Source organism: Methylobacterium currus (assembly GCF_003058325.1).
Taxonomy (GTDB): domain Bacteria; phylum Pseudomonadota; class Alphaproteobacteria; order Rhizobiales; family Beijerinckiaceae; genus Methylobacterium; species Methylobacterium currus.
Genome location: NZ_CP028843.1, coordinates 3,458,887 through 3,484,019, shown reverse-complemented (window position 1 = coordinate 3,484,019; position 25,133 = coordinate 3,458,887). Strand labels below are relative to the sequence as shown.

Here is a 25,133-nt window from a genome sequence, read left to right as displayed (position 1 = left end):
CGACCTCATGCCGTAACGTCAGAATGTGCCGGATTTCCTTTCCGCGAGCGGGTCCTAACCGTGAGGCCGGCGCAACCATTCCAGCGGTGCCGGGTTGGACATGCGCGTGTTGCACTGCAACAATCGCGGCGCCTGCGCTATGCTCAGCCTCATGATGATGAGCCGCCCCGTGAAGAAGCCGACCGACAAGCCCCGCAACCTGCCGCCGATCCGGGTGCGCAAGGAGCCCCCCACCGTCTCCGAGGCGGTGGCCGCTGCGCAGGATCTCGCCGACGACATCGAGCAGCAGGTCGAGATCGCCGCTGGCCTGATCGGCCTGCCCCCCGAGGAGGTGCGCCCGCACGTGCTCCAGGCGGCCCAGGTCCAGGCGGCCAAGCCGAGGACCGAGCGCGCGCCGGAGCGGATCATCAGCACCGGCAGCGGCCTGCGCGGCCCGCGCACGGTGATCGTCGAGCGCCGGGCCGGCCGGCCCCTGGTCGAGCGCCGCACCCGCCCGCCGCTCGACGGCCGGCGCTGAGGTTTCGGACGGCCGCGATCCAGTCGCCCATCTTATGCTGTTGCGGATAGATCCCTATCCGAGAGATGATCGTTCACCATCGAACGCATCCGCCTGGATTTCGGTGGTCCGCCCGGCGTGCTAGGCTGGCGGCATGAGGATCCTGCGGCGAGGGCGGCGCCCGGGTGCCGTCGGTATGGTGTGCATATGAACTCTCTCAAGCCTGTCCCGTCAGGTGTGGAAGCGCTGCGGCTCGACAACCAGCTCTGCTATGCGCTCTACGCGGCCTCCCACCGCATGACGAAGTGCTACCGGCCCCTGCTCGAGCGGCTGGGCCTCACCTATCCGCAGTACCTCGTGCTGATCGTGCTGTGGGAGCATGACGGGCTGACGGTCTCCGATATCGGCCGCCGCCTGCGCCTCGATTCCGGCACGCTGACCCCGGTGCTCAAGCGGCTCGAGGCCGCCGGCTTCGTGCGCCGCACCCGGCGGCAGGCCGACGAGCGCGAGGTCGAGATCAGCCTGACCGAGGAGGGCCAGGCCCTGCAGGACGAGGCGGTCGCGGTGCGCCGCTCCGTGGTCGACACCCTGAAGATGTCCGAGGGCGAGATCGCGGAGCTGCGCGGGCGCCTCGACGCGCTCATCGCCACCCTCGGCAGCGAGGCCTGACGGCGGCAGCCGGCGTGGAAGTTGTTTGCCGGTTAACAAATCGCGCTTGAGTGCCACGGCCCACCCCGCTTAAAGGGACGGGAGAGGTGCGTCGTCCGCCGCGAGGGAGTCCGGACCGCGGAGCGTGCCCGAAGGATCTTTCCCGAGGCAGAAGACCTCTCGCAAGAGAGCTTTGCACAAGGGATTTCTCCCAGGGGATGATCTCGGGCACGGTGCTCGGGACCGGACCAGCGAGTGCGCCGCGACGTGACATCCGTGACCTGCCCCGAGCTTCGCCCGAGCCGCGCCCTCTGCCGTTCCGCCGCGGACCGCGCCGGATCATGAAGAGCCTGAGGTCCCTGGCGGGTCTCCTGACCGGCTGGTCGGAGCGGGGCGGCGAGCCGCGCCGGCAGGTCGCCGTGCTGCCGGTCCGGCCCGGGCCGGGCGGCAGCCTCCAGGTCATGCTCATCACCTCCCGGGAGACCCGGCGCTGGGTGCTGCCCAAGGGCTGGCCGATGAAGGGCCTGAAGAACTACGAGGCCGCCGCCCGCGAGGCCTACGAGGAGGCGGGCCTGATCGGCCGGGTCGGCCGGCGGGCCCTCGGCAGCTATTTCTACCACAAGCGCCTGAAGAGCCGCGACGCGGTGCTGTGCCAGGTCCAGGTCTTCCGCCTGGAGGTGCGCAAGCAGCTCAAGACCTGGCCCGAGCAGCACGAGCGCGAGTGCCGCTGGTTCAGCGTGCCGGAGGCGGCCGAAGCGGTGACGGAGGCCGGGCTCGCCGCCCTGATCCGCGCCGCCGGGGCCGAGGGCGCGAAGGCCCGCAAAGCCAAGGCGAAGGTGGGCAAGGCTCCGGATCCCAAGGCTCCGGATCCCAAGGCGCCCGACTCCAAGGCGCCCGACGCCAAAAATCCTGCCTCGAAGAGTCCTGCGTCCAAAAATCCCGCGTCGAAGAACCCGGCATCCAAGGCCGTGCCCTGACTCCTCCGCTATCCGGCCGTCACACGGCCCCGCTATAGGCTCGGGGTTTCGGCGCGGGCTGCCACGGCCCGCGCCTTCCCTCACGAGCGGCGCGACGCGATGGCGATCATCCAGGCCTTCCAGCCCGGCGAATTCCTGAACTCGGCCTTGAGCCTCCTCTGCGCCTTCGTGCTCGGCACCCTGATCGGGGCGGAGCGCCAGTACCGGCAGCGGACCGCGGGCCTGCGCACCAACGTGCTGGTGGCGGTGGGGGCGGCGGCCTTCGCCGATCTCGGCATGCGCATCGGCCACGCCGACGGCGCGATCCGCATCGTCGCCTACGTGGTCTCGGGCGTCGGCTTCCTGGGGGCCGGCGTGATCATGAAGGAGGGCATGAACGTCCGCGGCCTCAACACCGCCGCGACGCTCTGGTGCTCGGCGGCCGTCGGCGCCCTGTCGGGCGTCGATCTGGCGGCGGAAGCCACCCTCGTCACCGCCGCGGTCCTCGCCGGCAACACGCTGCTGCGGCCCCTCGTCAACGCCATCAACCGCATCCCGATCGACGAGCGCGACGCGGAAGCGACCTACGAGGTCCGCGCCACCACCGACACCGACCGGCTCTCGGAGGTGCGCGACCTCCTGGTCGAGCGCCTGGAGGCGGCCCATTACCCGGTGAGCGAGGTCGATGTCGAGGAACGCGGCGAGGACGACGTCGAGGTGGTCGCCACCCTGGTCAGCACGTCGATCGAGCCGGAGGAGATCGACGCGGTGATCGCCCGGCTCGGCGCCGCCGAGGGCATCCGCCGGGCGACCTGGACGGTGCGGACGACGGATTGATACCGCAGCGCCTTCGAACGCACTCGTTCGAAGGCGCTGGCTCAGCCCGAATGGGCGCCGGCGCTGATGCGCCGGACCTTTCGCATCGACGCGTCGATGCGAAAGCGCGATGGTATGACGGGTGGCCGACGCTCACTCCGCGTGATCGTGCGCGCGCCGGTTTCCCGCCTCGTCCACCGTCCCGGACCGGGGGCCCAGGGACGGGGCTCCGCGCTCAACCGGCGGGTGAGGCGGGCATCCCATCCCCGATCACCCGGTCCCACGGGGCCGGCGAAGCAAAAATCTCGTCGAGGAAGGCGAGGAAGGCCTTCACGTTCGGGCTGCCCCGTCGGCTCTCCGGCCAGAGCGCCGTGAAGGCGGACCGCTCGACGGAAAAATTTTTCAGGACCGGCACCAGCACGCCCTGCGCGACATGCGGCGCGGCAATGTAGGTCGGCGAGATGCCGATGCCGCCGCCGGCGACCAGCACCGCCGCGACGGCATCGCTGAAATCGGTGACGATGCCTGCATCCGGCGTGAGTTCGATCGTGCGGCCGCCCACCCGGAACGGCCAGCGCAGGGCCTGGCCGGTGCTCTGGAAGCGGAAATTCACGCAATCGTGGTGGACGAGATCGTCCGGATGCCGCGGCACGCCGCGCCGCTCCAGATAGGCCGGCGCGGCGAAGGCGCAGACCCGGTGCGGCGCGAGGCGGCGGGAAATCAGTCGCGAATCCGAGAGGTCGCCCACCCGGATCGCGACGTCGATGCCCTCCTCGATCAGGTCCGTCATGCGGTCGCCCAGGCGCAGGTCGATCGTCAGCCGCGGGTGGCGGGCGCGGAACCGCGGCAGCGCCGGCGCGAGCAGGTGCAGGCCGACCGGGAGCGGCGCCGTCACCTTCAGGGTTCCGGCCGGCTCGGAGCGCGCCGCGACGGCGGCCTGCTCGATCGCCTCGGCCTCGCGCAGGAGGCGCAAGGCCCGCTCGTGCAGGTCGCGGCCCTCCGGCGTCAGGGTGAGCGAGCGCGTGGTCCGGGTGAACAGGCTCAAGCCCAGCCGTCCCTCCAGGCGCTGCACGCTCTTGCTCACCGCCGAGGGCGTGAGGCCGAGCGAACGGGCCGCGGCCGTGTAGCTGCCGAGCGAGGCGGCCCGCGCGAACGCGATGAGGCCGGTGAGGCGGTCGAGGCCGATCTGTTCCATGACGGCATGATTGAAGCGAGGGCCGGCCCGATTATCAAGGTCCAGGTCAGGCGCCATTCTCCTCCTCACCGGCGCGGCACGAGCGCCCGCGAGAAGGACCGTCGTCGTGAGCAGCACCCTCCAGGACCGCATCGCGGTCGTGTTCGGCGGCACCTCGGGCATCGGCCTCGCGGCTGCCCGGCAGGCCAGGACGGCCGGGGCCGCGGTCATCGTGGTCGGCCTCGACGCCGAGGGCGCCGAGCGCGTCGCGGCCGAGAACGGGTTTGCCGGCTGGCGCGCCGCCGACGTGACCCGGCCCGAGACCATCGCGGCGGCGCTGGCCGACATCCCCCATGTCGACCACCTCGTCCTGCTCGCCGGCACCTTCGTGGCCGGCAAGATCCGCGACGCCGAGGTCGACCACCTGAAACGGGCCTTCGACGAGCGGATCTGGGCTGCGATCCACGCCCTTCGCGCCCTCGGCGACCGGCTGGCCGAGGACGGATCGGTCACCTTCATCTCCGGCGCCCTGGCGGATCGCCCCAGCGCCCAGGGCACCGCCGTGCTGGCCGCCGCCTCGGCCGCGATGGAGGCCTTGGCCCGCGGCCTCGCGCTCGAACTGGCACCTGTGCGGGTGAACACCCTGTCGCCGGGCACCACCGACACCCCGCTGCTCGCCCGCACGCTCGGCGCCCACCGCGACGCCTATGTCGCTGCGCTCACCGAAACACTGCCGCTGCGGCGCCTCGGCACGGCCGAGGAGGCCGGCGCGGCGGTCGTCTTCCTGATGAGCAACGGCTTCATGAACGGCGAGACCCTGCACGTCGATGGCGGCGCCCGCCTCGTCTGATCGCCCGCATCCCCGGCGCGGTCCTTCGGGACCAGCCGCACGCTGCCCCTGCATTCCGTCTCACGAGTCCCACCCTGGAAGGAGGACGATCCGATGTCCGAGACCACGCAGACCGACGGGCCGGCGCCGGACCCCGACTACGACCGGCTGCTGCGCGCCAACCTGGAGCGCGTCTTCAACGAGCGCGACCCCGGCAAGCGGGCGGCGGCGTTGGACGAGCTTTTCGTGGCCGAGCCGGTCATGTTCGAGCCGACCAACGTCGTCGCCGGACGGAGCGCCATCGCGGCGGTCGCCGGCACGCTGCTGGCGCAATTCGGACCCACCTTCCGGTTCACGCCCGTCGGCCCGGCCGTCGGCCACCACGGCCTGGCGTGGCTGCCGTGGCAGGCCGGCCCGGAGGGCGGTCCGGTCGCGGTCACCGGCGCGGACGTGGCCGAGGTCGTGGAAGGCAGGATCGCGCGCCTCTGGGTGCTGCTCAACCCACCGGCCTCCTGAGGCGGTCACGGCGATTCCGGGCCGCGACGTTCCGCTCGGGTCTCACGACAGCCCGAATCCCCGCCGCACCAGCCCGGCCATCGCCCCCGACAGGCGGGCCTGGCGGGCGATCGTGTCCCGTGGCGCGCCGTAGAGCATCAGCACCAGGGCGCGGCGCTGGGCGAAATCCGGTTCGAGCCGCACCAGGCCCTCGCCGAGGGGCGAGGCCGGCACGGCGCCGATGCCGGGCAGGTGGAGCACCGCGCCGTCCGGGACCGGCACGTCCGGGTCGAAGGTGGCGCGGTCGGTCGACAGATGGGTGATCCGGGCGGGCACCGACAGGCCGCCGGCCTGAAGCGTCGCGTCGAGCTCGCAGGGGAACAGCAGGTCCCCGCGCGGGTACTCGAAGCAGACCAGGAAGGCCACGAAGGTCAGCACCATGGCGACGCCGGCCCAGACCAGGTTGAAGTAATCCATCGAGGACACTTCCGTCGCGGCGTCCGGCGCCACGAAGGCCCAGACGATGCTGAAGGCCGAGAGCAGCGAGAATCCGCCGAACAAGGCGGCGAGGCGCCAGCGCACCGTCATCCGCGAGCGGTCGCCGCCCTTGTCGGTCACCTTGAACGGTCGGCCGAACGGCTTCACGGCGGCCACCGCCAGCGTCACGGTGATCGGCAACGCCGTCATGGTGTGGGTGACTTCCATGAACAGCGGCAGGGTGCGCGAGCCCGAGATCCAGCCATTGTAGGCCCAGACCGCGAGCAGCATCGGCAGGCCGAAGCGCAGGAACGACAGGTAATCGGCCTGGAAGGCCGGCAGCCCGGCGAACCAGTAGATCGACGGCGCGATCAGCATCAGCACGATGAACGGCTTGCACAGCCAGTTCAGCACGCCGTGAATGAAATGCAGCCGCTGGACCAGGGTGTAGCCGGAGCCGAAGAGCGGGCCAGAGCGCAAAAGCGCCACCTGCATCGTGCCGAGGCACCAGCGGGTGCGCTGGGTGATGTATTCCGGCAGGCCCTCGGCCGAGAGGCCCATGCTGAGGCGCTCGTTGAGCCAGTGGGTGCGGTAGCCCGCCCGCATCATGCCGCAGGAGAGGTTGAGGTCCTCGCAGATCGCCGCGTCCGGGAAGCCGCCGATCTCGTTCAGCCGGTCGCGGCGGACCAGGAACGAGGTGCCGACGCAGAACGAGCAGCCCCAGGCGTCCTTGGCCGGCTGGAACACGTCGAAGAAGATGCGCTGGTCGTCGACCCAGCTCTCGGAGGCCGAAAGGTTGTGCTGGATCGGGTCGGCATTGAAGAAGAATTGCGGCGACTGCACCACCGCGGCGCGGGGATCGTCGAACAGGCCGACCATGCGGGTGAGGATGTCCGCCTGCGGCGCGAAATCGGCGTCGAGCACCAGGATCAGGGGGGCGTCGGTCTCGGCGGCGGTGGCCCGCAGGCCGTTATTGAGGTTGCCCGCCTTGGCGCCTTTGTTGTCGGGCCGGCGCAGGTAGCGCGCGCCGACCGTCTCGCAGTAGTCGCGCAGCCAGTCGCGCCGCGTGTCGTCGAGCACCCACACGGTCTTGTGCGGGTAGTCGATGGCGAGCGCCGGCAGGATCGACTTCTCGAGCACGTCGAGCGGCTCGTTGTAGGTGCAGATGAAGACGTCGACCGCCGGCCAGTCATCCGCGGCCGCGTGGCGGGCTTGCGCCCGATCGGCCTCCGCCGAGCGGTCCTTGTAGCGCATCAGGATCGCGATCGACATCAGCGTGTAGGTGATCGCCACCGCCTCGAAGGTGAAGAACAGGTACGGCCACAACGCCTCGGCCGAGAGCTCGAGGGGCGGCAGGGTGTCGGTCCAGCGCCAGGCGAGGTAGGTGACGACGAGCGCCGCCGTGAGGCCGCCGAAGACCCAGCGATCGTAGGCGCGCTGCGGCACCAGCAGGGACGGCAGGGCGTAGAGCGCCAGCGCGACCGCGAGGTTGAGGGCGAGCACCGTCGAGACGTCGCCGGGAGTGCTGAACATGCGTGCGACCTCAAGGGTTTGCCGGCAGACTCTTGCCGTCGAAGGGGTTCCAGCCCGCCTGCGCCAGCACGGCCCAGGCCGTGGCGCCGAGATGCGGGCGGCGGAAATACAGGAAGTCCGGCCCGGTGCTGGCGGGGCCGATCATCAGGCCGGTCGTCACCTTCGCCTCGCGGGTGGCGTAGAGGAGGCCGGAGGGCGCCCGCTCCCGCATCGCGCCGGCCAGCAGCGCCGCGCTGCGCTTGCCTTCGCCGACGGCCCGATAGGCGAGGGCGGCCTGCGCCGTGCCCTCGACCCACAGCCCGTCGCGGTCGTCGTTGAAGTCGAACCCGCCCGTCACGGCGAGGCGGGCCTCGGCGCAAGGCAGAGCCCGGCGCCAGGACGCCGGCGGCTCGGCCACTGCGAGGAGCGGCCAGAGCTGGGTGTCGAGGGCGATCTCGGCCGTGCCGCGCATCCGCCCGTCCGGCCCGGTCCCCATCCGGAAGCAGCCCGCCTTCGCGTCGAACGCCGCGTCGACGAAGGCGCGGGCGGCGCGCGCCGCTCCGGCACCCTCGGGTCCAAGCCAGGTTCCCAGCGCCACGACGTCGAGGTTGTGCTCGGTCGAGGCCCAGGGCAGCGGCGCCTGCTCGGGGTCGTAGCCGTCGCGGCCGCCGGTGAAGCCCCGCCCGTCCGCGGCGGCGGCGTTGGCGGTGATCCAGGTCAAGAGCCGGACGGCGCCGGCCCGGTAGCGCGCCTCGCCGGTGGCGTCGTGCAGGGTCATCAGCGCGAGGCCGACCCAGGCGACGTTGCCGGTAGCGCTGCCGACCTGGTAGCGGTCCTCGGACCAGCCATTCCGCTCCGTGTCCCACCAGCCCGGCAGCAGCACCGGGCGCGCGGTCACCGGGCCGGCCCGGTAGGCGTTGCGCACCCGCCCGTCCGCGAAGGTGCGGTCCGCGGCGAGGGCGGCCAGGAACGCGTCGCCGATCCGGCGGGCGCGGGCCTCGTCACCGCAGGCGGTGAGCGCCATCACCGCCAGGGCGTTGTCATACGCGAAGGCCGCGTTGCGCAACGGCGCCGGCACCTGGGCCTCGCCGGGGCCCGGACCGTAGCTCGCCGCGAAGGCGGGCCCTCCGTCGGGCGCCGCCGCGTCGAGGGCGGAGCCGACCGCCCCGCACAGGGCGGGTGCGGCCTGCGCCGGAAGGGCCCTCATCGGCGCCGCGAGGCCGGTCGCCAGGGCGAGGGCGGCGAGGAGGGCTTTCACCCGCCGCGCCCTCAGCGCTCGGCCCGCTGCTCGCGGCGCGCCCGCTTCGGCTCGGCCGGGGCCTGCCCGAATTCCTGGGGGCGCTGGGGCGGCAGCGGCATCGCCTCGGCGCCGGGCCCGGCGGCCTGCGGCGCGGCGCGCGCCGCCGGTACGGTCGAGGCCGTGGTCTCGGGCGCTGCGATCGCCGGGAGCTGGGTTGACAGGACCTGGGGCGACGGGACCGCAGGCGCCTGCGGCGACGTTTTCGCTTGGTCCTGCGGCGGGGGCCCGGCCGGAGCGGCGGGGGCCGGCTCGGTGGCGGCGATGACGGTCTCGGCGGTAAGGGGCTTCAATGCCGCCGTCACGACGGTGCTGGCCTGGGTGACGAGGCTGGCGGCGTGGTCGCCGACCGAGCGCCACAGCATCGAGGTCGAGGGCACCCAGCCGGCCTCGCGGGTCACGCTGACCCAGCGGCCGACGCCGCAGCTGTTGGCGGGAAGCGCGCTGCTGGCGGTGGCCGGAGCCGGGGCCGGGGCCGGATCGGGCTTGACCAGGACGTAGAGCTCGCGCCGCTCGGTCTGCGGGAACGGCACCGCGTAGGCGGCGTCGGCCTTGTCGCTGGTCTTCGGCAGGATCTCGGTCACCGTGCCGGGCTGGGAGCCCGCCGGCCCGCCATCGATCGTGACGCGGCTGCCGACCTGCAGGTTCTGGCCCTGGCGGTAGGAGAAGATCGCGACGACGAAGCTCTGCTCGCAATCGACGAGGGCGGCGAGGCTGTCGCCGGCGGTGACGTGGCGGCCGACGCTCGCCCCGACATTGAGCACGAAGCCGCCGCCGGGCGCACGGATCTCGGTGCCCGACAGGCTGTCCATGCGGGTATTCTCGCGCGCGAGCAGCCGCTGCTGCTCGGCGAGCGCCGCCTTCAGCTCGGTCTCCTCGATCTCGAGGCGCTGCGCGTCGTAGAAGATCGCCATGCGCTTCTGGGTGATCTCTGCCAGCCCGCTCAGCTCCTCGCCGGCATAGACCTTGCGGCTCAGGCCCTCGAGCTGGGTCGTCTTCTGCAACAGCTTGGCCTCGGCCGCCTTCTGCTCCTGCTGCGCCGCCGCGTAGGCCTGCGAGGTCGACTTGACCATGTCGGGGCTGGCGACGTTGCGCGACACCATGTTGACCTGCCGGTCCATCAGGACCTTCTTCTCCTCCGCCGAGGCCTGGGCCGAGGCGATCTTGGCCCGCAGGCCCTCGATCTCGGAGCGGAACATCTGGGCGATGCCCTCCGACTGGAGCTTGATCGCGCCGTCGAGGCTCTCGAGATAGGCGAGGTTCGACAGGCGCTTGCGCTCGGCCGAGAGCGCCCGCTCGCGCAGGTCCGTCACCTTGCTGTCGAGCTGGATCGCCGTCGTGCGGTCGACCCGCGGATTGGCGATCCGCGCCAGCAGCGCGCCCGGCTCCACGCTGTCGCCGGCCTTCACGGGGATCGCCGCGATGTCGCCGGCGATCGGCGCGGTCAGGAGCGCCACCGGCGCGTTGACGACCGCCCGGTCCGATTGGTCGGCCACCAGCGGCGGCAGGACGGAGGTCCCGATCAAGAGGGCGAGGACCGAGGCCAGGCTGACGCTCGAGAGCCGGACGAGGCCACGGTGCCGATGCGGCGCCTGCGGGCGCGAGCGGGAAGACGACTGGGTCACCGGGACCTCCGATCGAAGCGTTGCGGTTGTGCACCCACGATCACGGGCCCGCCCGGAGGCGGCCCATGTCACTCGTTGATGCGGTTGTTCTTGAAATACCGCACTGCGAAATTGGATCAAATTTTTTAACTGATCCTTTGTAGTTGATTCTGGCCCGACTGGATTTTCACGCGGCCGTGATGGAACGGTTTTGCGGTGGTCCGTTTCACCAGTCGGAACGGCGCAACGCCGTGGTCTCGATGGTTTTGCTGCATTGCAGCAAAAACCAGAATGCGGCTGCAATCGGGCGAGCGAGTTGTCGGGAAAACATACCGAGATGCGCCGGGGACGAAGACTGGACGGTTTCGTCGCCCGTAGTCCGGCTCGGCCGCAGAGGTGACTTCGGTAGAGTTTGGCGAATGACACAGGATAATATGGCGGCGGTGCCCGGAAGACGGACGCGCCGCGGCTGAGCGATGCCCCGGACGGCCTCGCAGGGCCGATCCGGCGCCCGGAACGGCGTCCGGCGGCGCAGGTCATGCGGCATAATGCCTGCCGCCGGGGGGCGCGGCGCGGCCTTCTGGCGGTCAGAACTCGCGCTGGACCCGCATGCGGAACTGGAACACGTCGGTGCTGCTCACCGTCCGCAGCGGGGCGCCGGTCGCGGTGACCGGCACGCCGTCGACCACGTCGGCGACGACGGCACCGGGCGTGCGGCCGAGATCGATCGTGCGGCCGGACTGGAGCCCGACGCGGCTGTAGAGGCCCTCGAGCCCGATATCGAGCTCGCGCACGGGCGACCAGATCAGGTTGAGGCCCGCCACGAGCTGGTTGGCGTCCCGCAAGGTCCCGTTGAGCGCGAAGGCCCCGGGCCGCAGGGCCGGGTTCGGGATGCCGGCGAAGTTGAGGAGGCCGAGGCCGGTCCGCGCCGCCTTGCCGAACGCGATCTCGCCGTAGCTGCCGAAGGCCGCCGAGCGCCAGTTCGGGTTCCAGTTGTGCAGGTAGGAGGCGAGGATCGTCCAGCTCGTCGAGCGGTCGAGGCGGCCGGTGACGGGATCGAGCACCGCGTCGACGAAATCCTGCGGCACCGCGGTGCCCTGGCCGAGCGAGGCGGTCGCGGTGTAGCTGCCGGTGTAGTTGGCGTAGCCGGTATAGAGCGTCGCGCCGTCGCCATAGGCGCCCTGGAGATAGAGTGCGTCGCCGGCCGCGATCGTCGGCAGGTTGAGCTTGAGGCCGCCCTGGACCGCGAAGCCGTAAGCCGTCGCCGGGCGCGGGGTCGCGACGGCGCCCGTCGGCGCGCCGGAAAAGCGCGTCAGCGACGCGGCGTTGCCGGTGTTGATCTCGTGCAGGGCGGCCGAGGCCTGCACCGAGCCCCACGACCCGTCGTAGCGCAGCACGGCGACGATGTCGGGCAGGCGCGAGCGCTGCGCCACGTCGTAGAACGCCTCGCCCACCGGCAAGCCGGCGGCGTCGGTGACGACGAGCGGGGCGAAGTTGCCGTTGCTGGGGGCGAAGATCTGGAACTGGCTCGCGGTGTTGCCGGCGATGCCGTTCCCGAAGACCGGGTTCTTGCGGTAGATCGGGTCCTCGATCGACAGCGTCGCCGAGACGCCGTCCGCGACCTTCGCCGTGTAGGCAATAAGGTTGGTGGAGAACAGGTCGGAGCCGAGCGAGGCCGCCGCGATCTCGAAATCATGGGCGTAGAAGTCGTAGAACGACGCGGCGCGGCCGGCGGTGAGGCCGGCGAACTGGATGAAGGCCTTGTCGACGTTCACGAATTGCTGCGCGCGGCCGAACGTGTCGACGCCGAGCGCCGGGAACGCCCGGGCGATGCGCTGCTGCGAGCCCGAGGTGACGTAGTTGCCGGTGCGGCTGACGAGGTCGACGCGCACGAAGGCGCGTAAGGTGCCGTAGGCGGTCTGGGTGCGGGCGTCGAGGTTGAGGCGGCCGGCGCCCCAGTAATTGGTGAGATCGCCGTTGACGCCGGAGCGGCTGTAGGACTGGACGTAGCCGGCGTGGAACTGCGCCCGGCCGGAGACCCGCAGGCAGGTGTCCGTGCCGGGGACGACGAAGAAGCCGGTGCCGTGGGTCGTGCAGACCCGGACATACTCGACCGGCGTCCGCGGGTGCGCGGCCAAGCGTGCGGCCAAGTCCGCAGCCAAGTCCGCGGCCAAGTCCGCAGCCATGACCCCATGCCCGGCCCCCTGCAGGGCGGCGAGCCCGGCCACCGACCCGAGAAGCCGCCTGCTCGCCCGCATCCGCTGCTCCCCCGGTCCGTCCGCCGATGCGGATCCTTGACGTTGGGGAGAGTGCGCGACCCAGGGGCAGGCTTCAACGGCGCCGGGCGCCGGCTTGCCGGGCTTTTGCTGGATTGTGACGGAGGTGTGTCTGCCGGGCCACCGCCTGGGTCAGGTGCCCGGCAGCGTCACCCTCCGGGCGCGCCGGCGCTGGATCGCGAGGAAGCTGCCGAAGGCAAGGCCGATGACGAGGAGCGAGACGCCCGTCGTGACGGTGCCGAGCGCGTAGATCTCCGGCGTCGTCACGGTGGTGGTGAGGCCCTGGAGTTCCAGCGGCAGGGTGTTGCGCCCGCCGATCGCCTGGCTGGTGCGGGCGAGCTCGTCCCAGGACAGGGTGAAGCCGAACAAGGCGACGCCGACCAGCGACGGCAGGATGATCGGGACCACGACGTGGCGCAGCGACTGCGGCCCGGTGGCGCCGAGGTCGCGGGCGGCCTCTTCGTAGGCCGGGTTGAAGCGGTTGAACACCGCGAACATGATCAGGAGGCCAAAGGGCAGGGTCCAGGTCAGGTGGGCGCCCAAGCCTGAGGTGAACATCCCCATCACGGTGCCGTGGTCCTGGAGGAAGCCCCAGCCGATCCGGGCGGCGAGCGCCTTGATCCCCTCGTCGATGAGCCGGAACTCGAGGCCGATTCCGAGCGACACCACGATCGAGGGCACGATCAGGCTCGCCACCGCGGTGTAGAAGAGCGGCGTCTGGCCGAGGAAGCCCTTGCGGAAGGCCAGCCCTGCGAAGAACGCGATCGTGACCGTGAGCCCCATCACCACGATTCCGAGCGCCAGCGAGCGCCGGAACGCCGCCCAGATGTCGACCACGCCGAGCCCGGCCCAGAGGCGCGAGAACCAGAAGGTCGAGACCCCGTTCATCGGGAAGGTGAGGCCGCCCTGCGGGCCCTGGAAGCTGAGCGCCAGGATCGTCAGGGTGGGCCCGTAGAGGAAGAGCACGAACAGCCCGAAGAAGGCCGCGAGCACGTAGAACGAGAAGGAGCGGGGCCCGTCGCGGCGCATCTCTCTAAAGCTCCCGGCGCAGGTCGATCAGGCGGGTGAGCGCGGCGATCAGCACCATCACGGCGCCGAGCAGCACCACCGCGTTGGCGGCGGCCGCGGGGAATTGCAGGTAGGCCATCTGTACCTGGATCACCTTGCCGACCGAGGCGATCTGCTGACCCCCCATGACGCCCACGGTGACGAAGTCGCCCATGATCAGGGTCAGGACGAAGATCGACCCGATGGCGATGCCGGGCTTGCAGAGCGGCACGATGACGTTCCACAGCGTCTGCCAGGGCGTCGCGCCGGCATCGGTGGCGGCCTCGATCAGCGAGCGGTCGATCCGCATCATCGAGTTGAAGATCGGCACGATCATGAACACCGTGTCGAGGTGGATGAAGGCCAGCACCACCGAGAAGTCGGAATAGAGCAGCCCCTCGATCGGGGTGCGGATCAGGCCGAGGCCGATCAGCGTGTCGTTGACGAGGCCGTTGCGGCCGAGCAGCGGGATCCAGGCGATCATCCGGATCACGTTCGAGGTCCAGAACGGGATGGTGCAGATCAGGAAGAGCACCGTCTGCATCGCCGTCGAGCGGACGTGGAAGGCGACGAAATAGGCGACCGTGAAGCCGATTCCCAGCGTCGCGGCCCAGCCGAGCAGGCAGAACTTCAGCGTCGACAGGTAGGTCCGGAAGGTGGTGCAGAGGTCGCCCCCCGACAGGCAGCCCTCGAACACGTCGGCGTAGTTCTGGAGCGTGAAGGCCGGGATGATCTCGTACTCGTTGTACTCCCAGAAGCTGACGACGAGCGTCAGCGCCAGCGGCACCAGGAAGAAGGCGAGGAAGACCAATCCCAGCGGCATCGCCTGCCAGTAGGCGAGGCGGCGCTGGCGCCGCGTCGCGGCGGCGAGGCCCGGGAGGGCCGGGGCGGCTTGCGCCGCCTCCGGCAATGCGGGGACGCGAGCCGTGGCCGTGCTCATGCGGCGATGAACTCGTTCCACTTGCGCACCATGTAGGTGTTCTCGTCCATCACCGAGTTCCAGCAGGCGACGGCGCCCATGCGGGTCTCGAACGAGCCGCCGTCGCGCACTGCGCCGGCCTTCTCCATGATGGTGCCGTCCGGGGCCTTGATGTCCTTCTCGGCCGGCTTGCCCTCCATCCAGAATGCCCATTCGTAGGGCTCCATGTGGGCTTTGGCCGTCTCCAGCACCGCCGAATAGTAGCCCTGGCGATTCAAATAGGCACCGGCCCAGCCCGACAGGAACCAGTTGATGAAATCATAGGCAGCGTCGAGCTTCTTCCCGGTCAGGGTCTTGGGCAGGCCGAAGCCTGAGGCCCAGGCGCGGTAGCCTTCCTTGAGCGGCTGGTAGGTGCAGGCGACGCCCTGCGAGCGCACCTTGGTGACGGCGGGCGACCACATCGACTGGATCACCGTCTCGCCCGACGCCATCAGGTTCACGGATTCGTTGAAGTCCTGCCAGAAGGCGCGGAACTGGCCGGCGCGCTTGGCCTCGATCAGCACCTTCATGGTGCGGTCGATCTCGGCCTTCGTCATGTTGCCCTTGTCGGGATAGGTGTAGTCGCCGGTCGCCTCCACCACCATCGCGGCGTCCATGATGCCGATCGACGGGATGTTGAGGATCGAGGCCTTGCCCTTGAACTCCGGGTTCAGGAGCTCCTTCCACGAGGTGATCGGGCGCTTGATCAGGTCGGGACGGATGCCGAGCGTGTCGGCGTTGTAGGTGGTGGGGATCAGGGTGATCCACTCGGTCGGCGCGCTCGCGAACTTGGTCGAGGTCTGGCCTTCGAGGTAGAAGACTTTCTTGGGCGCCGTGCCCTGGTCGCCGATCTTTTTTCCGGCGACCTCGCCCTTGGTGAAGACCGGGGTGATCTTGTCGGCGTTCTTGATCCGGCGCGCATCCATGCCGACGAGGTTGCCCGACGGCATCAGCTTCTTGAGGCTGAAATACTCGGAATCGACGATGTCGAACGAGTTCGGCTGGGTGACGACGCGCTTCGATACCTCGTCGGTCACGACCGGGATGTACTCGATCGTGATGCCGAGATCCTCCTTCACCTTGCGGGCGATGTCGCCGCTCTGGTTCACGGCGGTGCCGAGATAGCGCAGGGTCACCGGCTCGGCGGCGATGATCGCCGGGAAGCCCGTGACGACGCCGGAGCCGGCGGCGAGGCCGGCCGCGGCGCCGGCCCCTTGCAGCAGCGTGCGGCGGGACAGGCGGGGTGTCTTCGTCTCGGTCACGGCGGAATCTCCCTTGTCGGATCGGGGTCAGGCGTCGAGGCGGTGGGCCTCGTCCGCCGGCCAGCCCACCCGCACCGTGTCTCCGAGGGCGAGGGGGTGGCCGGCATAGGCGTGGTCGCTCAGGATCGCGGTGAGGGCTGCGCCGGCTTCGGCCGCGAGGTCCGGCGCCTCGAGGCTCACATGCACCGTGCTGCCCTGGTACTCGACCGCGACGACGCGGGCGCTGAGCCCCTCCGGGCCGGCCTCGGGGCCGAGGCGCATCCGGTCGGCCCTGACCGCGATGCGCCGGTCGGGCAGCGCGATGACGTTGTGGCCGCCGATGAAGCGGGCGACGAAGGCGGTGGCCGGCCGCTCGAACACCGTGCGGGGATCGGCCGCCTGCTCGATGCGGCCGCCATTCATCACCACCACGAGGTCGGAGAGCGCCATCGCCTCCTCCTGGCTGTGGGTGACGTGCACGAAGGTGATGCCGAGCTCGCCCTGGAGGCGCTTCAGCTCCGTGCGCATCCGCACCCTCAGGAACGGATCGAGGGCCGAGAGCGGCTCGTCGAGGAGCAGCACCTTCGGCCCGGTGACGAGGGCTCGGGCCAGCGCCACCCGCTGCTGCTGACCACCCGAGAGCTGCGCCGGCAGCCGGCCGGCGAGGTGGTCCATCTGGACGAGCGCCAGCATCGCCTCGGCGCGCTTCACGCGTTCCGCCTTCGGGACGCCCCGCATCTTGAGCCCGAAGGCGACGTTGTCGCGGCAGGTGAGGTGGGGGAACAGCGCATAGCTCTGGAACATCATCGCGGTGCCGCGCTGCGCCGGCGGCAGGTCGCCGACCGCCTTCGGGCCGATCACCACGTCGCCCGAGGTGACGGTCTCGTGCCCGGCGATCATCCGGAGCGTCGTGGTCTTGCCGCAGCCCGACGGCCCGAGCAGGCAGCAATACGAGCCCGAGCGGATCTTCAGGTTGATCCCATCGACCGCGACGGTGTCGCCGTAGCGCTTGGTCAGGCTGGCGAGTTCGATGTCCACGCGCGCTCCCCTCGGCGATTCTCCCTGCGCGAGACGTAAGCAAGGGGCGGGCCAGGGAAGGTGAGCTTGGCCGTCCGGACGGGGTCGCGATTCTGGCCCGCGAGCCTGTTGCAATGCGCCGGGCGATCCGCTATCCCCCCGCTCGTCTTCGGCGCACCACGGATCGCCCGGCCACGAGGCCATGGGCGAGACGAGCGGCGCCGACGGGCCGTTGTAGCTCAGTGGTAGAGCGCATCATTGGTAATGATGAGGTCGGGAGTTCAATCCTCCCCAGCGGCACCATCCTTCACCGTGAGATCTTGAGATTTCGCTCGGTGTGTCTGAAGGTTGTCTGATCCCGATCGGGAGGGCAGCGCGGCACCGGCGCGCCGTTGTAGCTCAGTGGTAGAGCGCATCATTGGTAATGATGAGGTCGGGAGTTCAATCCTCCCCAGCGGCACCATCCATTTCTTGCGATAAGTCTTCGGGAAAACCCGGCGTCTGAGCTGGATCAGCCGAGCGGCCATTCGGCTCGGCCGACGGGCTCCACGCGGGTCACGCCGCGCGGCGCCATCTCCCTCGGCGTTCAAGCCGTCGTCATAGGCCGGAGGTCCGCATCCGGGGCGATAGGCGTCGACGCGTCGAGGATGTCGTTGGCGACGATCCGCCCGTCGGCATCGAAGTCCAGGATCAGGCCGGGTCGAATCTCCTCGCTCGCCACCACGGGGGCGTCAGCAAAACGCACATGCGGCGCGTCCGTCTCTGCATCGTACCGTGACGTCACCGGGGCCGTCTCCTGGCGTCCGTACAGGTCGCCCCAACGATCGCGCGCGGGGGCTCTTTGGGCCCTCGGGATTCAACGATGCTGGGCGACCCCGGAGGCGCCGGCGGGGGCCAACTCATGGCGGACCGCCGTCCCGGCGGACATGCCGCGGTGAGCGCACGCCGCCACGTGGAGTCTCCAGCCCGTCCGTGGATCAGGCCGGGCCGAACGTGCCGGCGCATGACCGACGCGCCCGGACTCCCCAACTCCGGTAACGAAGCGTTAACCATAACGGTGCAGTGAGCCGGCTATGTACTCGCAGCTTCGCCACTACGGCTGGCCTCCGCTCCAGGCGGTCGGCCATATCGCGTTCGGGATCACCCTGCTGGCCCTGGGCCTCGCCTGTGCGGGGGCCGAGCTTCTCGGCGGCTGGGAGCAGGCGGGCCGGCTCCTCACGGGCAGGGGTTGATCCTCCGAAGGGCGGCCGGGCGCGGTGTAACGCGCCAGACATCGCGGCGACTGCGATTGCCCCCGGGGCGATGCGCGGCGGTGTTCGAGGCGCGGATGGCTTGAAGTCCGAAGACGACACACAGGCCGCCGCCCCGACGCAGCAGCATTCACGGCCTTCATCGACTTGTCGCCGCGATCATCCCCCGACCGCGTTGCACGTGGCGTGCGGCCGTCCCGGCGGTGGACGTCGCGGCTGCGACGGGCGGATACGATCTCGAAACCATCCGGGTTGCATCCCGGGGCTCAGCTGCTAAGCTTGGCCGTGCCGGTCCAGTGCGTGCCTGGGCCACCGCGCCGCCCGACGGAGGGCCGCGCCACACGTCTCCTGCGCCGCCGAGGGCGGCGCCGGCTGTCCTCGCGCCGCCGATCATGATCCCGGCCGCGGGCGATTCCCATTGATCCGGACGCGGCTCCCGCGTGCCGCCCGCCGCTCCCGCGCCGGGCCCCGTGCGCATGGTCGCACCAACCCGAAGGATCCGACGCGATGATCGATCACCGCCGCCGCCTCCTGAGCCGCGCCGCCCTCACGGCGGAGGGCCGCATCACGCTCCGGCGCGAGCCCGACCGGTCCTGGCCCGGCGACCACAGCCGGCTCTGCGCCCTGGAGAATGACGGACACCTGCTGTTCCTGGGCGAGCAGCCCGGCCCGCTGCCCGGCGGGGCCTCGGCCGCCTGGCGCATCACCGCGCAGGGCCGCGCGGCCTTGCAGGGCTGAGGACCGGCGGCCGGTCGCCCGGCGACGCAAGGGTTTGGTGTCTCTCACGAAACTCCCGATCGACGACACCGTTCACCGTAGCGGCGTCGGCGCAATGGGAGTTTCGTGAGGTGGGCTTGAGCGCCGCGCCGGCGCTTCAAAACCAGCCTGTTCGCGCCTACATTGGAGAGGGCAGGGCCCATGGCCCGAACAGGCCGCCGAGGTGAGCGATGGACTATGTCTGCGACGTCACGGGCGGAAAGACCTGGTTCCAGATCGAGACCGAGGCGGAGGCGATCCAGGAATCGGCCCTGATGGGCCACGCCGTCGAGAAGCACTTCCGCCAGGCGCAAGCCCGGGCCGAGGCCTCCTACGTGCCGCCCGCCGGCCCGTTCATCGAGCAGCAGATCGGCCTCAAGGCGCATCTGCGCCGGACCATGCCGCGCTTCTTCACCCTGCGCGACCCGGAGGGCAACGGGCTCGCCACCGCCATGGTGCCCTGGGGGGCGGGCTGCCCGATCATCGTCGGCATCGGCAACCGCGACCCTTACGTCGAGCATGCCGAGGCGATCCGGGTACTGGCTGCGCATCTCGGCATCCCGCTCGACCGCGGCCGCTGCTACCCCTACGGGCGATGACCCCGCCTCCGGTTTCCGATCGGTTGCTTCAGGCGGTCCTGTCGGATCGCTCGCGCCATGCGGAAGCCGGCTCCGCTCGAATGCCGCGCGGGCTCCTGTCACCGCTTCCGGAAGTCATCGTCCGGAGACGGAATCACGCGGCCTCGCTCCGGGCCGCGAGCGGCACCGCGATCCGGCATGTGAGGCCGGCGGCGGCGTAGTCGAGCCGCACCTCGCCCGCGAGCTCCCGCTCCAGGCTGGTGCGGATCAGCCGTGTGCCGAAACCGGTCCGGGCCGGCGGCACCACGGCGGGGCCGCCGCTCTCGTGCCAGAGCAGGGAGAGCATCTGAGACCCGGTCCGCCACTCCACCCCCCATTCCACCGCCACCTGCCCGGTCTCGACCGAGAGCGCGCCGTACTTCGCCGCGTTGGTGGCGAGTTCGTGGATCGCCATCCCGAGAGGCAGGGCCACGGCGGGGGTGAGGGAGACCGCCGGTCCGTCGAGACGGATGCGGTCGTCCCGCCCGCCCGCATAGGGCTCCAGCTCCGCCGACAGGATGCCGCGCAGGCCCGCCCCCTCCCAGTGGTTCGCGGTGAGCACGTTGTGGGTCTGGGACATCGCCAGCAGCCGGGCCTCGAAGCTGCCGGTGAAGTCGTCGAGGGAGGCGGCGCTACGAGCGGTCTGGCGCGCCATCGACTGCACCGTGGCGAGCGTGTTCTTCACCCGGTGGTTGAGCTCGTGGATCAGCAGCTCCTGGCGCGCATCGGCGGCCCGGCGCTCCTCCTCCTGCTGCCGCAGGGTCCGGGCCGCGGCGGTGAAGGCGTGGCTGATCGCCTGCGCCTCGCGCACGGCGGAGGCCGGCACCTCGACGGGCTCGCCCCGGCCGAGCGAGGCGGCGGCGACCGCGAGGCGGCGCAGGGGCCGGGCGAGCAGCCCGGCGGCGAACCAGCCGATGCCCGCCGCCACCGTGGCGACGACGAGGCCCCAGAGCAGGATCTGCCGGCGCAGCTCCGCCACCGCCGCGAAGGCGGTGCCCGCGTCCTGGCGCACCAGCACGGTCCAGCCGAGGCCCGGGAAGCCGCGATAGCCCCGGGTCGGCCGGTAGCCAGTGAGGTAGCGCCGCCCGTCCGGCCAGGTCTCGGTCTTCGTGCCGGCCTGGCCCGCCCGCGCCGCCGCGGCGCTCGGCAGGTCCGCCGGCAGCCGCGTGCGGCGCAAATCCTCGGGGCCGAGCAGCACCGTGCCGTCGCGGGAGAGCACCAGGGCGGTGACGTCGCGCGCGCCGGCCGAGGTCTCGCGCAAGGACGCCTCGACGCCCCGGGCCCAGGCCCAGTCGAGATGGCCCGAGACGACCCCGACGAGGCGGCCGTCGTCGCTCCGCACCGGGGCGGCGATGTCGAGCACCCGCGGCGGGTCGGCCGGGTCGTGGCCGGGCGTCAGCCGCGCCAGCAGCTGGGCGTCGTGCAGGTCGCCGACGAAGGGCCCCTGCTGCCCCTCGGTGAAGTACTCCCGGTGCGCGACGTCGATTCCCTCGAGCGCTCCCGTGCTGGTCGCCGCGACTCTTCCGGCGGCGTCGATCAGGCCGATGATCGCGTAGTCCGGATAGGTCTCCTGCGCCCGCCGCAGCACCCGGCGCTTGCGCTCCACCGGGGCGTCGGGATCGCGGATGGTGTCGTTCTCGGCCAAGATCACCATGTCGCGCCAGCGCTCGAACAGGCCGCGGTCAAGCCGGCCGGCCATAGAGGTGGCGACGTCGGCGAGCTCGGCTTCGATACGTGCTTCGAGCCGCTGGCTCGCCACCCGGGAGGCCACCAGGGCGAGCACCAGGGTCGCCACCAGGCCCGCGGCCCCGAGACCGAGGGCCAGGAAGACGCGGAGCGGCGGCTGGGGCAAGGGGAATCCGGGTCTGCTCTGGGCGGGAGGCCCCCGTCCGATGCGGGCCGAATCCTACCTTATCGCAATCTGCGCGAGAAAGCCTCGCAGTTTCCGATCCTTCGTTGAATCGTCAGTCCCGTGTCGGCTCGATCATCGCCCGGACCTTGGCGGCGAAGACCTCGATGGCGAAGGGCTTGGTGATCATCCGCATGCCGGGCGCGAGGTGGCCGTTGCCGAAGGCGGCGTTCTCGGCGTAGCCGGTGATGAACAGCACCCGCAGGTTTGGGCGCGCCGCCAGCGCCTCGTCGACCATCCGGCGGCCGTTGAGGCCCGGCAGGCCGACATCGCTGACGACGAGGTCGATCCGGCCGGGGGCTTCGAGGAGACGCAGGCCAGTCTGCCCGTCCGGCGCCTCGATCACCCGGTAGCCGAGATCGGTGAGGGTCTCGCCGATCAGCGCCCGGACGGTGGCATCGTCCTCCACCACCAGCACGGTCTCGCCGTGCTCGGCTCGCGGCACCGGCAGGCCCGTCGCCGGCGCCGGCTCGTCCGCGGCCCGGCCGAGATGGCGCGGCAGGTAGAGCTTGACCGTCGTGCCGGCGCCGACCTCGGAATAGATCCGCACGTGCCCGTCGGATTGCTTGGCGAAGCCGTAGATCATGGACAGGCCGAGGCCCGTGCCCTGGCCGATCGGCTTGGTGGTGAAGAACGGGTCGAAGGCGCGGGCGATCACGTCCGGCGGCATGCCGGCGCCTGTGTCGCTGACGCAGACGCAGACATACTGCCCCGCCCGCACCCCGATCTCGCTCGCCACGTAGGCGTCGTCGAGATGGGCGTTGGCGGTCTCGATGGTCAGGCGCCCGCCCTCCGGCATCGCGTCGCGGGCGTTGATGGCGAGGTTGAGGATCGCGTTCTCGAGCTGGTTGGGATCGCAGAGCGTCAGCCACAGGCCGCCGGCCACCACGATTTCGAGCTGCACCCGCTCGCCGAGCGTCCGGCGCAGGAGCTCGTCCATCGCGCTCACCAGCCGGTTGGCGTCGACCGCCCGCGCCTCGAGCGGCTGGCGCCGGGCAAAGGCGAGGAGCCGGTGGGTCAGCGCGGCGGCGCGCTGGGCCGAGGCCATGGCGAGGCCGGCATAGCGGGTGAGGTTCTGCGTTCGGCCCTCGTTGATGCGGGTCTGCATCAGGTCGAGGGAGCCGACGATGCCGGTGAGCAGGTTGTTGAAGTCGTGGGCGATGCCGCCGGTGAGCTGGCCCACCGCCTCCATCTTCTGCGCTTGGCGCAACGCCTCCTCGATCCGGGTGCGCTCCTCGATCTCGGCGGTGAGCCGCGCATTGGCCTCGGCCAAAGCCGCCGTGCGCTCGGCCACCTGCGCCTCCAGCGCCTCGCGGCCGCGCGCCAGGGTCTCGCGGGCCCGGACCTGGTCGTCGATGTCGGTGCAGGTGCCGAACCAGCGCTCGATCGCTCCGGTGCGGGGATCGCGGATCGGCATCGCCCGGCCCAGCACCCAGCGATAGACCCCGTCGTGCCGGCGCAGGCGGTACTCGATCTCGTAGGGCTCGCCGGTGGCGAGCGAATGGCGCCAGCGCCGCCAGGCCTCCGGTTGCTCGGCGGGGTGGAAGATCGCGTTCCAGCCCTCGCCGTCGGTCGAGCCCTCCGGCATGCCGGTGAATTCGTACCAGCGCGGATTGTAATAGTCGTGGTAGCCGTCCGGCAGAGTCGACCACACCATCTGGGGCATCGATTCGGCGATGGCCCGGAACTTCAGCGCGTTGTCGGCGAGCGCCGCCCGCGCATCCGTCTCCGCGGTGATGTCGACGCCCAGCAGGTGCAGGTCGAGGACCGCGCCGTCGGGCCCGCGATGGGGCACGTAGCGCACCAGGGCGTGGCGCCCGTCGCCCCCGGGATGGGGGGATTCGAACGTGACGGTCTCGCCCGCGAAGGCCCGGGCCAGCAGCGGGCGCCGCAGGGCGTGATCCGCCTCGCCGATGATCGCCTGCAGCGGGCGCCCGACGGCCTCGTCCGGCGCGAGGCCGAACCAGCGCGCGAAATGGCCGTTGGCGAAGCGGCAGACCTCGTCGCGGTCGAGGGCGGCGATCAGGGCGGGAGCGGCCTCGGTGATGCTGCGCAGGTCGTCGCGGTCGGCCCGCGCCGCGGCGAGCGCCCGGGCGAGGCGGAGCTCCCGCGCCGCTTGCGCCGCGAGGGCGACGAGCCCTTCGGCCTCGCGCGCCGTCAGCCCCGCCGGACGCGCCTCGGGATCGAGCACGCACAGGGTGCCCAGGGGCCGGCCGTCCGGGCCTGCGAGGGCGACGCCGGCATAGAAGCGTAAGGAAGGCGAGCCGACCACGGCGGGGAGAGCGGCGGTGCGCGCGTTCCGCGCCAGGTTCGGGATGATGACGGGTGTGGTGCCGGCGAGGCGGCCGAGCGCCGCGGCGTCATGCGGGGACAGGCCGGGCGGGACGAGCCCGGCGAGCGGCGCACCCGGCCGGTGGATCAGCGCGAAGGCGCTGCCGCAGACCGCCCGGGCGAGGCGGGCCGTGTCGGCGAGGTCCGCCTCGTCGGCCGCGCGCGCGACGGCATCCCCTCCAGCCGATTCTCTCTGTCCGCTCGCGTCGTGGCTGCTCATGGCTGATCGTTGCGGCTCCCCGCGGGACCCTGCGGAATGGCAGCCGTTAGACGGAGGTTACCGCGCAGGCAACCGCCAAGACGGCGCAGGGTTTCCTCGCGCTCTCCGCTCGCTCCGCGGACCTGAGCCCCTGCGGCGCGATGACCGCATCCGGCTGGGTTGCGGTGACTGTCCCGAATCGGTAAGCTGTTGATTATGTTGTAGTTTTCAAAAGTTCTAATCTGAGAGCGGTCAGCGGGAGCGATCCCCAGGCGCTCCGCGGATCGGGTGCTCCAGTCACAACATGATCGTCTGTTCCTGCAACGTGCTCTCCGACGGCCAGGTGCGCGCGTGCCTCAATCCCGGCCCGGGCTGCCCGCGTACGCCCGCCCAGGTCTATGCCTGCCTCGGCTGCAGCCCGAAATGCGGCCGCTGCGCCCGCACGATCCGGGGCATCCTCGACCGGGCATTGGTTGAGGCGCACGCCGCCTGCACCACCACCTGCGGGGCGGCCTGCACCTTGAAGGACTTGAAGGAGGAGGCCGCCTGAGGCGGCCCCGCTCCGGTTCAGGACCTCAGCGGACGAAGCGTTGGCAGGTCAACGCTTCGTCCGCTGGGGTTTTTGCCGTGTCGCAGATCTTCGTCGCCAAACCGGCGACCGCTTTCGCGACCTCTGCCGAGGGACGGCTCACTCGGCCTCGGGCTCGATCTTCTCCAGGCCGCCGATATGGCGCTGGGCGTAGAGCGGCAGACCGACCTGGCGGATCAGCTCGAGCTGGGTCTCGAGGAAGTCGATATGGCCCTCTTCATCGGAGGCCAGGTCCTCGAACAACAGCTTCGACACCCGGTCGTTGATCGAATCGCAGTATTGCGCGGCTTCGAGATAGAGGCTGCGCGCCTCGACCTCGGCGGCGAGGTCGCACTCGATGATCTCCTGCACGTTCTGCCCGATCCGCAGGGGGTCGAGCTCCTGCAGGTTCGGGAAGCCTTCGAGGAACAGGATCCGATCGACGAAGCGATCGGCGTGGTTCATCTCCTCGATCGATTCCTTGCGCCAGAATTTGGCGAGATCGATGTAGCCCCAATCGTTCAGCATCCGGAAGTGGAGCCAGTACTGGCTCACCGCGGTCAGCTCGCTGCGCAGGCCGCGGTTGAGGTACTCGACGACCTTGGCATCACCCTTCATCGCTCGATCTCCCGTATCGATCGTCCATCGGGGCCGGGCGAG

General features: G+C 70.9%; 22 protein-coding genes, 2 tRNA genes and 1 pseudogene. 12 read left to right on the top strand and 13 right to left on the bottom strand.

Annotated features, from left to right (window positions below):
• Positions 1-169 precede the first annotated feature (169 nt).
• The 4 genes and pseudogenes from DA075_RS16260 to DA075_RS16245 all read left to right on the top strand — a co-directional run bounded on the left by DA075_RS16260 (position 170) and on the right by DA075_RS16245 (position 2,937).
• Positions 170-517: a hypothetical protein gene (locus DA075_RS16260; RefSeq protein WP_414468121.1), complete on the top strand. Its 348-nt coding sequence runs from the start codon at positions 170-172 to the stop codon at positions 515-517.
• Positions 518-703: 186 nt separating this feature from the next.
• Positions 704-1,165 carry a MarR family winged helix-turn-helix transcriptional regulator gene (locus tag DA075_RS16255; protein WP_099954116.1) on the top strand — a complete coding sequence of 154 codons (462 nt, stop codon included), beginning with the start codon at positions 704-706 and terminating at the stop codon, positions 1,163-1,165.
• Between the two features lie 320 nt (positions 1,166-1,485).
• A pseudogene (locus tag DA075_RS16250) lies at positions 1,486-1,965 on the top strand (NUDIX hydrolase); the annotation flags it as partial.
• A 255-nt stretch (positions 1,966-2,220) separates the two neighbouring features.
• Entirely contained in the window at positions 2,221-2,937 is a 717-nt protein-coding gene (locus tag DA075_RS16245; RefSeq protein WP_099954114.1) for an MgtC/SapB family protein, read from the top strand.
• Between the two features lie 214 nt (positions 2,938-3,151).
• On the opposite strand, the gene DA075_RS16240 is transcribed toward DA075_RS16245, so the two are convergent.
• Entirely contained in the window at positions 3,152-4,111 is a 960-nt protein-coding gene (locus DA075_RS16240; RefSeq protein ID WP_099954113.1) for a LysR family transcriptional regulator, read from the bottom strand.
• Between the two features lie 106 nt (positions 4,112-4,217).
• Here DA075_RS16240 and DA075_RS16235 point away from each other — a divergent pair, with 106 nt between their 5' ends.
• Together DA075_RS16235 and DA075_RS16230 are read left to right on the top strand one after the other, a co-directional pair.
• On the top strand, positions 4,218-4,940 hold the full coding sequence (locus DA075_RS16235; protein ID WP_099954112.1) for an SDR family oxidoreductase: 723 nt from the start codon (positions 4,218-4,220) through the stop codon (positions 4,938-4,940).
• Positions 4,941-5,033: 93 nt separating this feature from the next.
• Complete coding sequence (locus DA075_RS16230) at positions 5,034-5,435, top strand: nuclear transport factor 2 family protein (RefSeq protein ID WP_099954111.1); 402 nt, start codon at positions 5,034-5,036, stop codon at positions 5,433-5,435.
• A gap of 42 nt (positions 5,436-5,477) precedes the next feature.
• On the opposite strand, the gene DA075_RS16225 is transcribed toward DA075_RS16230, so the two are convergent.
• The 8 genes from DA075_RS16225 to DA075_RS16190 all read right to left on the bottom strand — a co-directional run bounded on the left by DA075_RS16225 (position 5,478) and on the right by DA075_RS16190 (position 16,864).
• Positions 5,478-7,424 carry a glycosyltransferase family 2 protein gene (locus tag DA075_RS16225; RefSeq protein ID WP_099954110.1) on the bottom strand — a complete coding sequence of 649 codons (1,947 nt, stop codon included), beginning with the start codon at positions 7,422-7,424 and terminating at the stop codon, positions 5,478-5,480.
• 10 nt (positions 7,425-7,434) lie between these two features.
• Positions 7,435-8,610 (bottom strand): hypothetical protein, encoded by a 1,176-nt coding sequence (locus DA075_RS16220; RefSeq protein ID WP_099956628.1) that lies wholly within the window; start codon positions 8,608-8,610, stop codon positions 7,435-7,437.
• Between the two features lie 62 nt (positions 8,611-8,672).
• A complete protein-coding gene (locus tag DA075_RS16215) occupies positions 8,673-10,325 on the bottom strand; it encodes an HlyD family secretion protein (RefSeq protein WP_099954109.1) in 1,653 nt (550 codons plus the stop codon).
• 566 nt (positions 10,326-10,891) lie between these two features.
• Positions 10,892-12,562 (bottom strand): porin, encoded by a 1,671-nt coding sequence (locus DA075_RS16210; RefSeq protein WP_099954108.1) that lies wholly within the window; start codon positions 12,560-12,562, stop codon positions 10,892-10,894.
• Positions 12,563-12,712: 150 nt separating this feature from the next.
• On the bottom strand, positions 12,713-13,609 hold the full coding sequence (locus DA075_RS16205) for an ABC transporter permease (RefSeq protein WP_099954107.1): 897 nt from the start codon (positions 13,607-13,609) through the stop codon (positions 12,713-12,715).
• A gap of 4 nt (positions 13,610-13,613) precedes the next feature.
• Positions 13,614-14,567, bottom strand: a complete 954-nt coding sequence (locus tag DA075_RS16200; RefSeq protein WP_099954106.1) for an ABC transporter permease — start codon at positions 14,565-14,567, stop codon at positions 13,614-13,616.
• Positions 14,564-15,847 (bottom strand): ABC transporter substrate-binding protein, encoded by a 1,284-nt coding sequence (locus tag DA075_RS16195; protein WP_099954105.1) that lies wholly within the window; start codon positions 15,845-15,847, stop codon positions 14,564-14,566. Before DA075_RS16195 ends, DA075_RS16200 begins: the two co-directional genes overlap by 4 nt.
• A gap of 27 nt (positions 15,848-15,874) precedes the next feature.
• Positions 15,875-16,864 (bottom strand): ABC transporter ATP-binding protein, encoded by a 990-nt coding sequence (locus tag DA075_RS16190; protein ID WP_099954104.1) that lies wholly within the window; start codon positions 16,862-16,864, stop codon positions 15,875-15,877.
• Positions 16,865-17,071: 207 nt separating this feature from the next.
• On the opposite strand from DA075_RS16190, the gene DA075_RS16185 reads away from it, so the two are divergent.
• Positions 17,072-17,146, top strand: a tRNA-Thr gene (locus DA075_RS16185).
• 85 nt (positions 17,147-17,231) lie between these two features.
• Positions 17,232-17,306, top strand: a tRNA-Thr gene (locus DA075_RS16180).
• Positions 17,307-17,429: 123 nt separating this feature from the next.
• Here DA075_RS16180 and DA075_RS16175 read toward each other — a convergent pair.
• Complete coding sequence (locus tag DA075_RS16175; RefSeq protein ID WP_099954103.1) at positions 17,430-17,627, bottom strand: DUF2283 domain-containing protein; 198 nt, start codon at positions 17,625-17,627, stop codon at positions 17,430-17,432.
• A 289-nt stretch (positions 17,628-17,916) separates the two neighbouring features.
• Here DA075_RS16175 and DA075_RS36620 point away from each other — a divergent pair, with 289 nt between their 5' ends.
• From DA075_RS36620 to DA075_RS16165, 3 genes are all read left to right on the top strand, one after another.
• Positions 17,917-18,075, top strand: a complete 159-nt coding sequence (locus DA075_RS36620) for a hypothetical protein (RefSeq protein WP_164712354.1) — start codon at positions 17,917-17,919, stop codon at positions 18,073-18,075.
• 525 nt (positions 18,076-18,600) lie between these two features.
• A complete protein-coding gene (locus DA075_RS16170) occupies positions 18,601-18,831 on the top strand; it encodes a hypothetical protein (RefSeq protein WP_099954102.1) in 231 nt (76 codons plus the stop codon).
• 209 nt (positions 18,832-19,040) lie between these two features.
• Complete coding sequence (locus DA075_RS16165) at positions 19,041-19,448, top strand: hypothetical protein (protein ID WP_099954101.1); 408 nt, start codon at positions 19,041-19,043, stop codon at positions 19,446-19,448.
• A 133-nt stretch (positions 19,449-19,581) separates the two neighbouring features.
• Here DA075_RS16165 and DA075_RS16160 read toward each other — a convergent pair whose 3' ends face one another.
• Positions 19,582-21,318 carry a sensor histidine kinase gene (locus tag DA075_RS16160; RefSeq protein WP_099954100.1) on the bottom strand — a complete coding sequence of 579 codons (1,737 nt, stop codon included), beginning with the start codon at positions 21,316-21,318 and terminating at the stop codon, positions 19,582-19,584.
• Positions 21,319-21,430: 112 nt separating this feature from the next.
• Positions 21,431-23,926 (bottom strand): PAS domain-containing protein, encoded by a 2,496-nt coding sequence (locus DA075_RS16155; RefSeq protein WP_099954099.1) that lies wholly within the window; start codon positions 23,924-23,926, stop codon positions 21,431-21,433.
• A 283-nt stretch (positions 23,927-24,209) separates the two neighbouring features.
• On the opposite strand from DA075_RS16155, the gene DA075_RS16150 reads away from it, so the two are divergent.
• Positions 24,210-24,455, top strand: a complete 246-nt coding sequence (locus tag DA075_RS16150; RefSeq protein WP_099954098.1) for a (2Fe-2S)-binding protein — start codon at positions 24,210-24,212, stop codon at positions 24,453-24,455.
• Positions 24,456-24,593: 138 nt separating this feature from the next.
• Here the strand turns inward: DA075_RS16150 and bfr are convergent, their stop codons facing one another.
• A complete protein-coding gene (gene bfr, locus DA075_RS16145) occupies positions 24,594-25,091 on the bottom strand; it encodes a bacterioferritin (protein WP_099954097.1) in 498 nt (165 codons plus the stop codon).
• Positions 25,092-25,133: the final 42 nt, after the last annotated feature.

What these genes read in the sequence shown, in the direction of transcription:
- DA075_RS16255 (WP_099954116.1), top strand. Translation starts at nt 704, where the DNA reads ATGAACTCTCTCAAGCCTGTCCCGTCAGGTGTGGAAGCGCTGCGGCTC.
- DA075_RS16245 (WP_099954114.1), top strand. Translation starts at nt 2,221, where the DNA reads ATGGCGATCATCCAGGCCTTCCAGCCCGGCGAATTCCTGAACTCGGCC.
- DA075_RS16240 (WP_099954113.1), bottom strand. Translation starts at nt 4,111, where the DNA reads ATGGAACAGATCGGCCTCGACCGCCTCACCGGCCTCATCGCGTTCGCG.
- DA075_RS16230 (WP_099954111.1), top strand. Translation starts at nt 5,034, where the DNA reads ATGTCCGAGACCACGCAGACCGACGGGCCGGCGCCGGACCCCGACTAC.
- DA075_RS16225 (WP_099954110.1), bottom strand. Translation starts at nt 7,424, where the DNA reads ATGTTCAGCACTCCCGGCGACGTCTCGACGGTGCTCGCCCTCAACCTC.
- DA075_RS16220 (WP_099956628.1), bottom strand. Translation starts at nt 8,610, where the DNA reads ATGAGGGCCCTTCCGGCGCAGGCCGCACCCGCCCTGTGCGGGGCGGTC.
- DA075_RS16210 (WP_099954108.1), bottom strand. Translation starts at nt 12,562, where the DNA reads ATGCGGGCGAGCAGGCGGCTTCTCGGGTCGGTGGCCGGGCTCGCCGCC.
- DA075_RS16205 (WP_099954107.1), bottom strand. Translation starts at nt 13,609, where the DNA reads ATGCGCCGCGACGGGCCCCGCTCCTTCTCGTTCTACGTGCTCGCGGCC.
- DA075_RS16200 (WP_099954106.1), bottom strand. Translation starts at nt 14,567, where the DNA reads ATGAGCACGGCCACGGCTCGCGTCCCCGCATTGCCGGAGGCGGCGCAA.
- DA075_RS36620 (WP_164712354.1), top strand. Translation starts at nt 17,917, where the DNA reads ATGTACTCGCAGCTTCGCCACTACGGCTGGCCTCCGCTCCAGGCGGTC.
- DA075_RS16170 (WP_099954102.1), top strand. Translation starts at nt 18,601, where the DNA reads ATGATCGATCACCGCCGCCGCCTCCTGAGCCGCGCCGCCCTCACGGCG.
- DA075_RS16165 (WP_099954101.1), top strand. Translation starts at nt 19,041, where the DNA reads ATGGACTATGTCTGCGACGTCACGGGCGGAAAGACCTGGTTCCAGATC.
- DA075_RS16155 (WP_099954099.1), bottom strand. Translation starts at nt 23,926, where the DNA reads ATGAGCAGCCACGACGCGAGCGGACAGAGAGAATCGGCTGGAGGGGAT.
- DA075_RS16150 (WP_099954098.1), top strand. Translation starts at nt 24,210, where the DNA reads ATGATCGTCTGTTCCTGCAACGTGCTCTCCGACGGCCAGGTGCGCGCG.
- bfr (WP_099954097.1), bottom strand. Translation starts at nt 25,091, where the DNA reads ATGAAGGGTGATGCCAAGGTCGTCGAGTACCTCAACCGCGGCCTGCGC.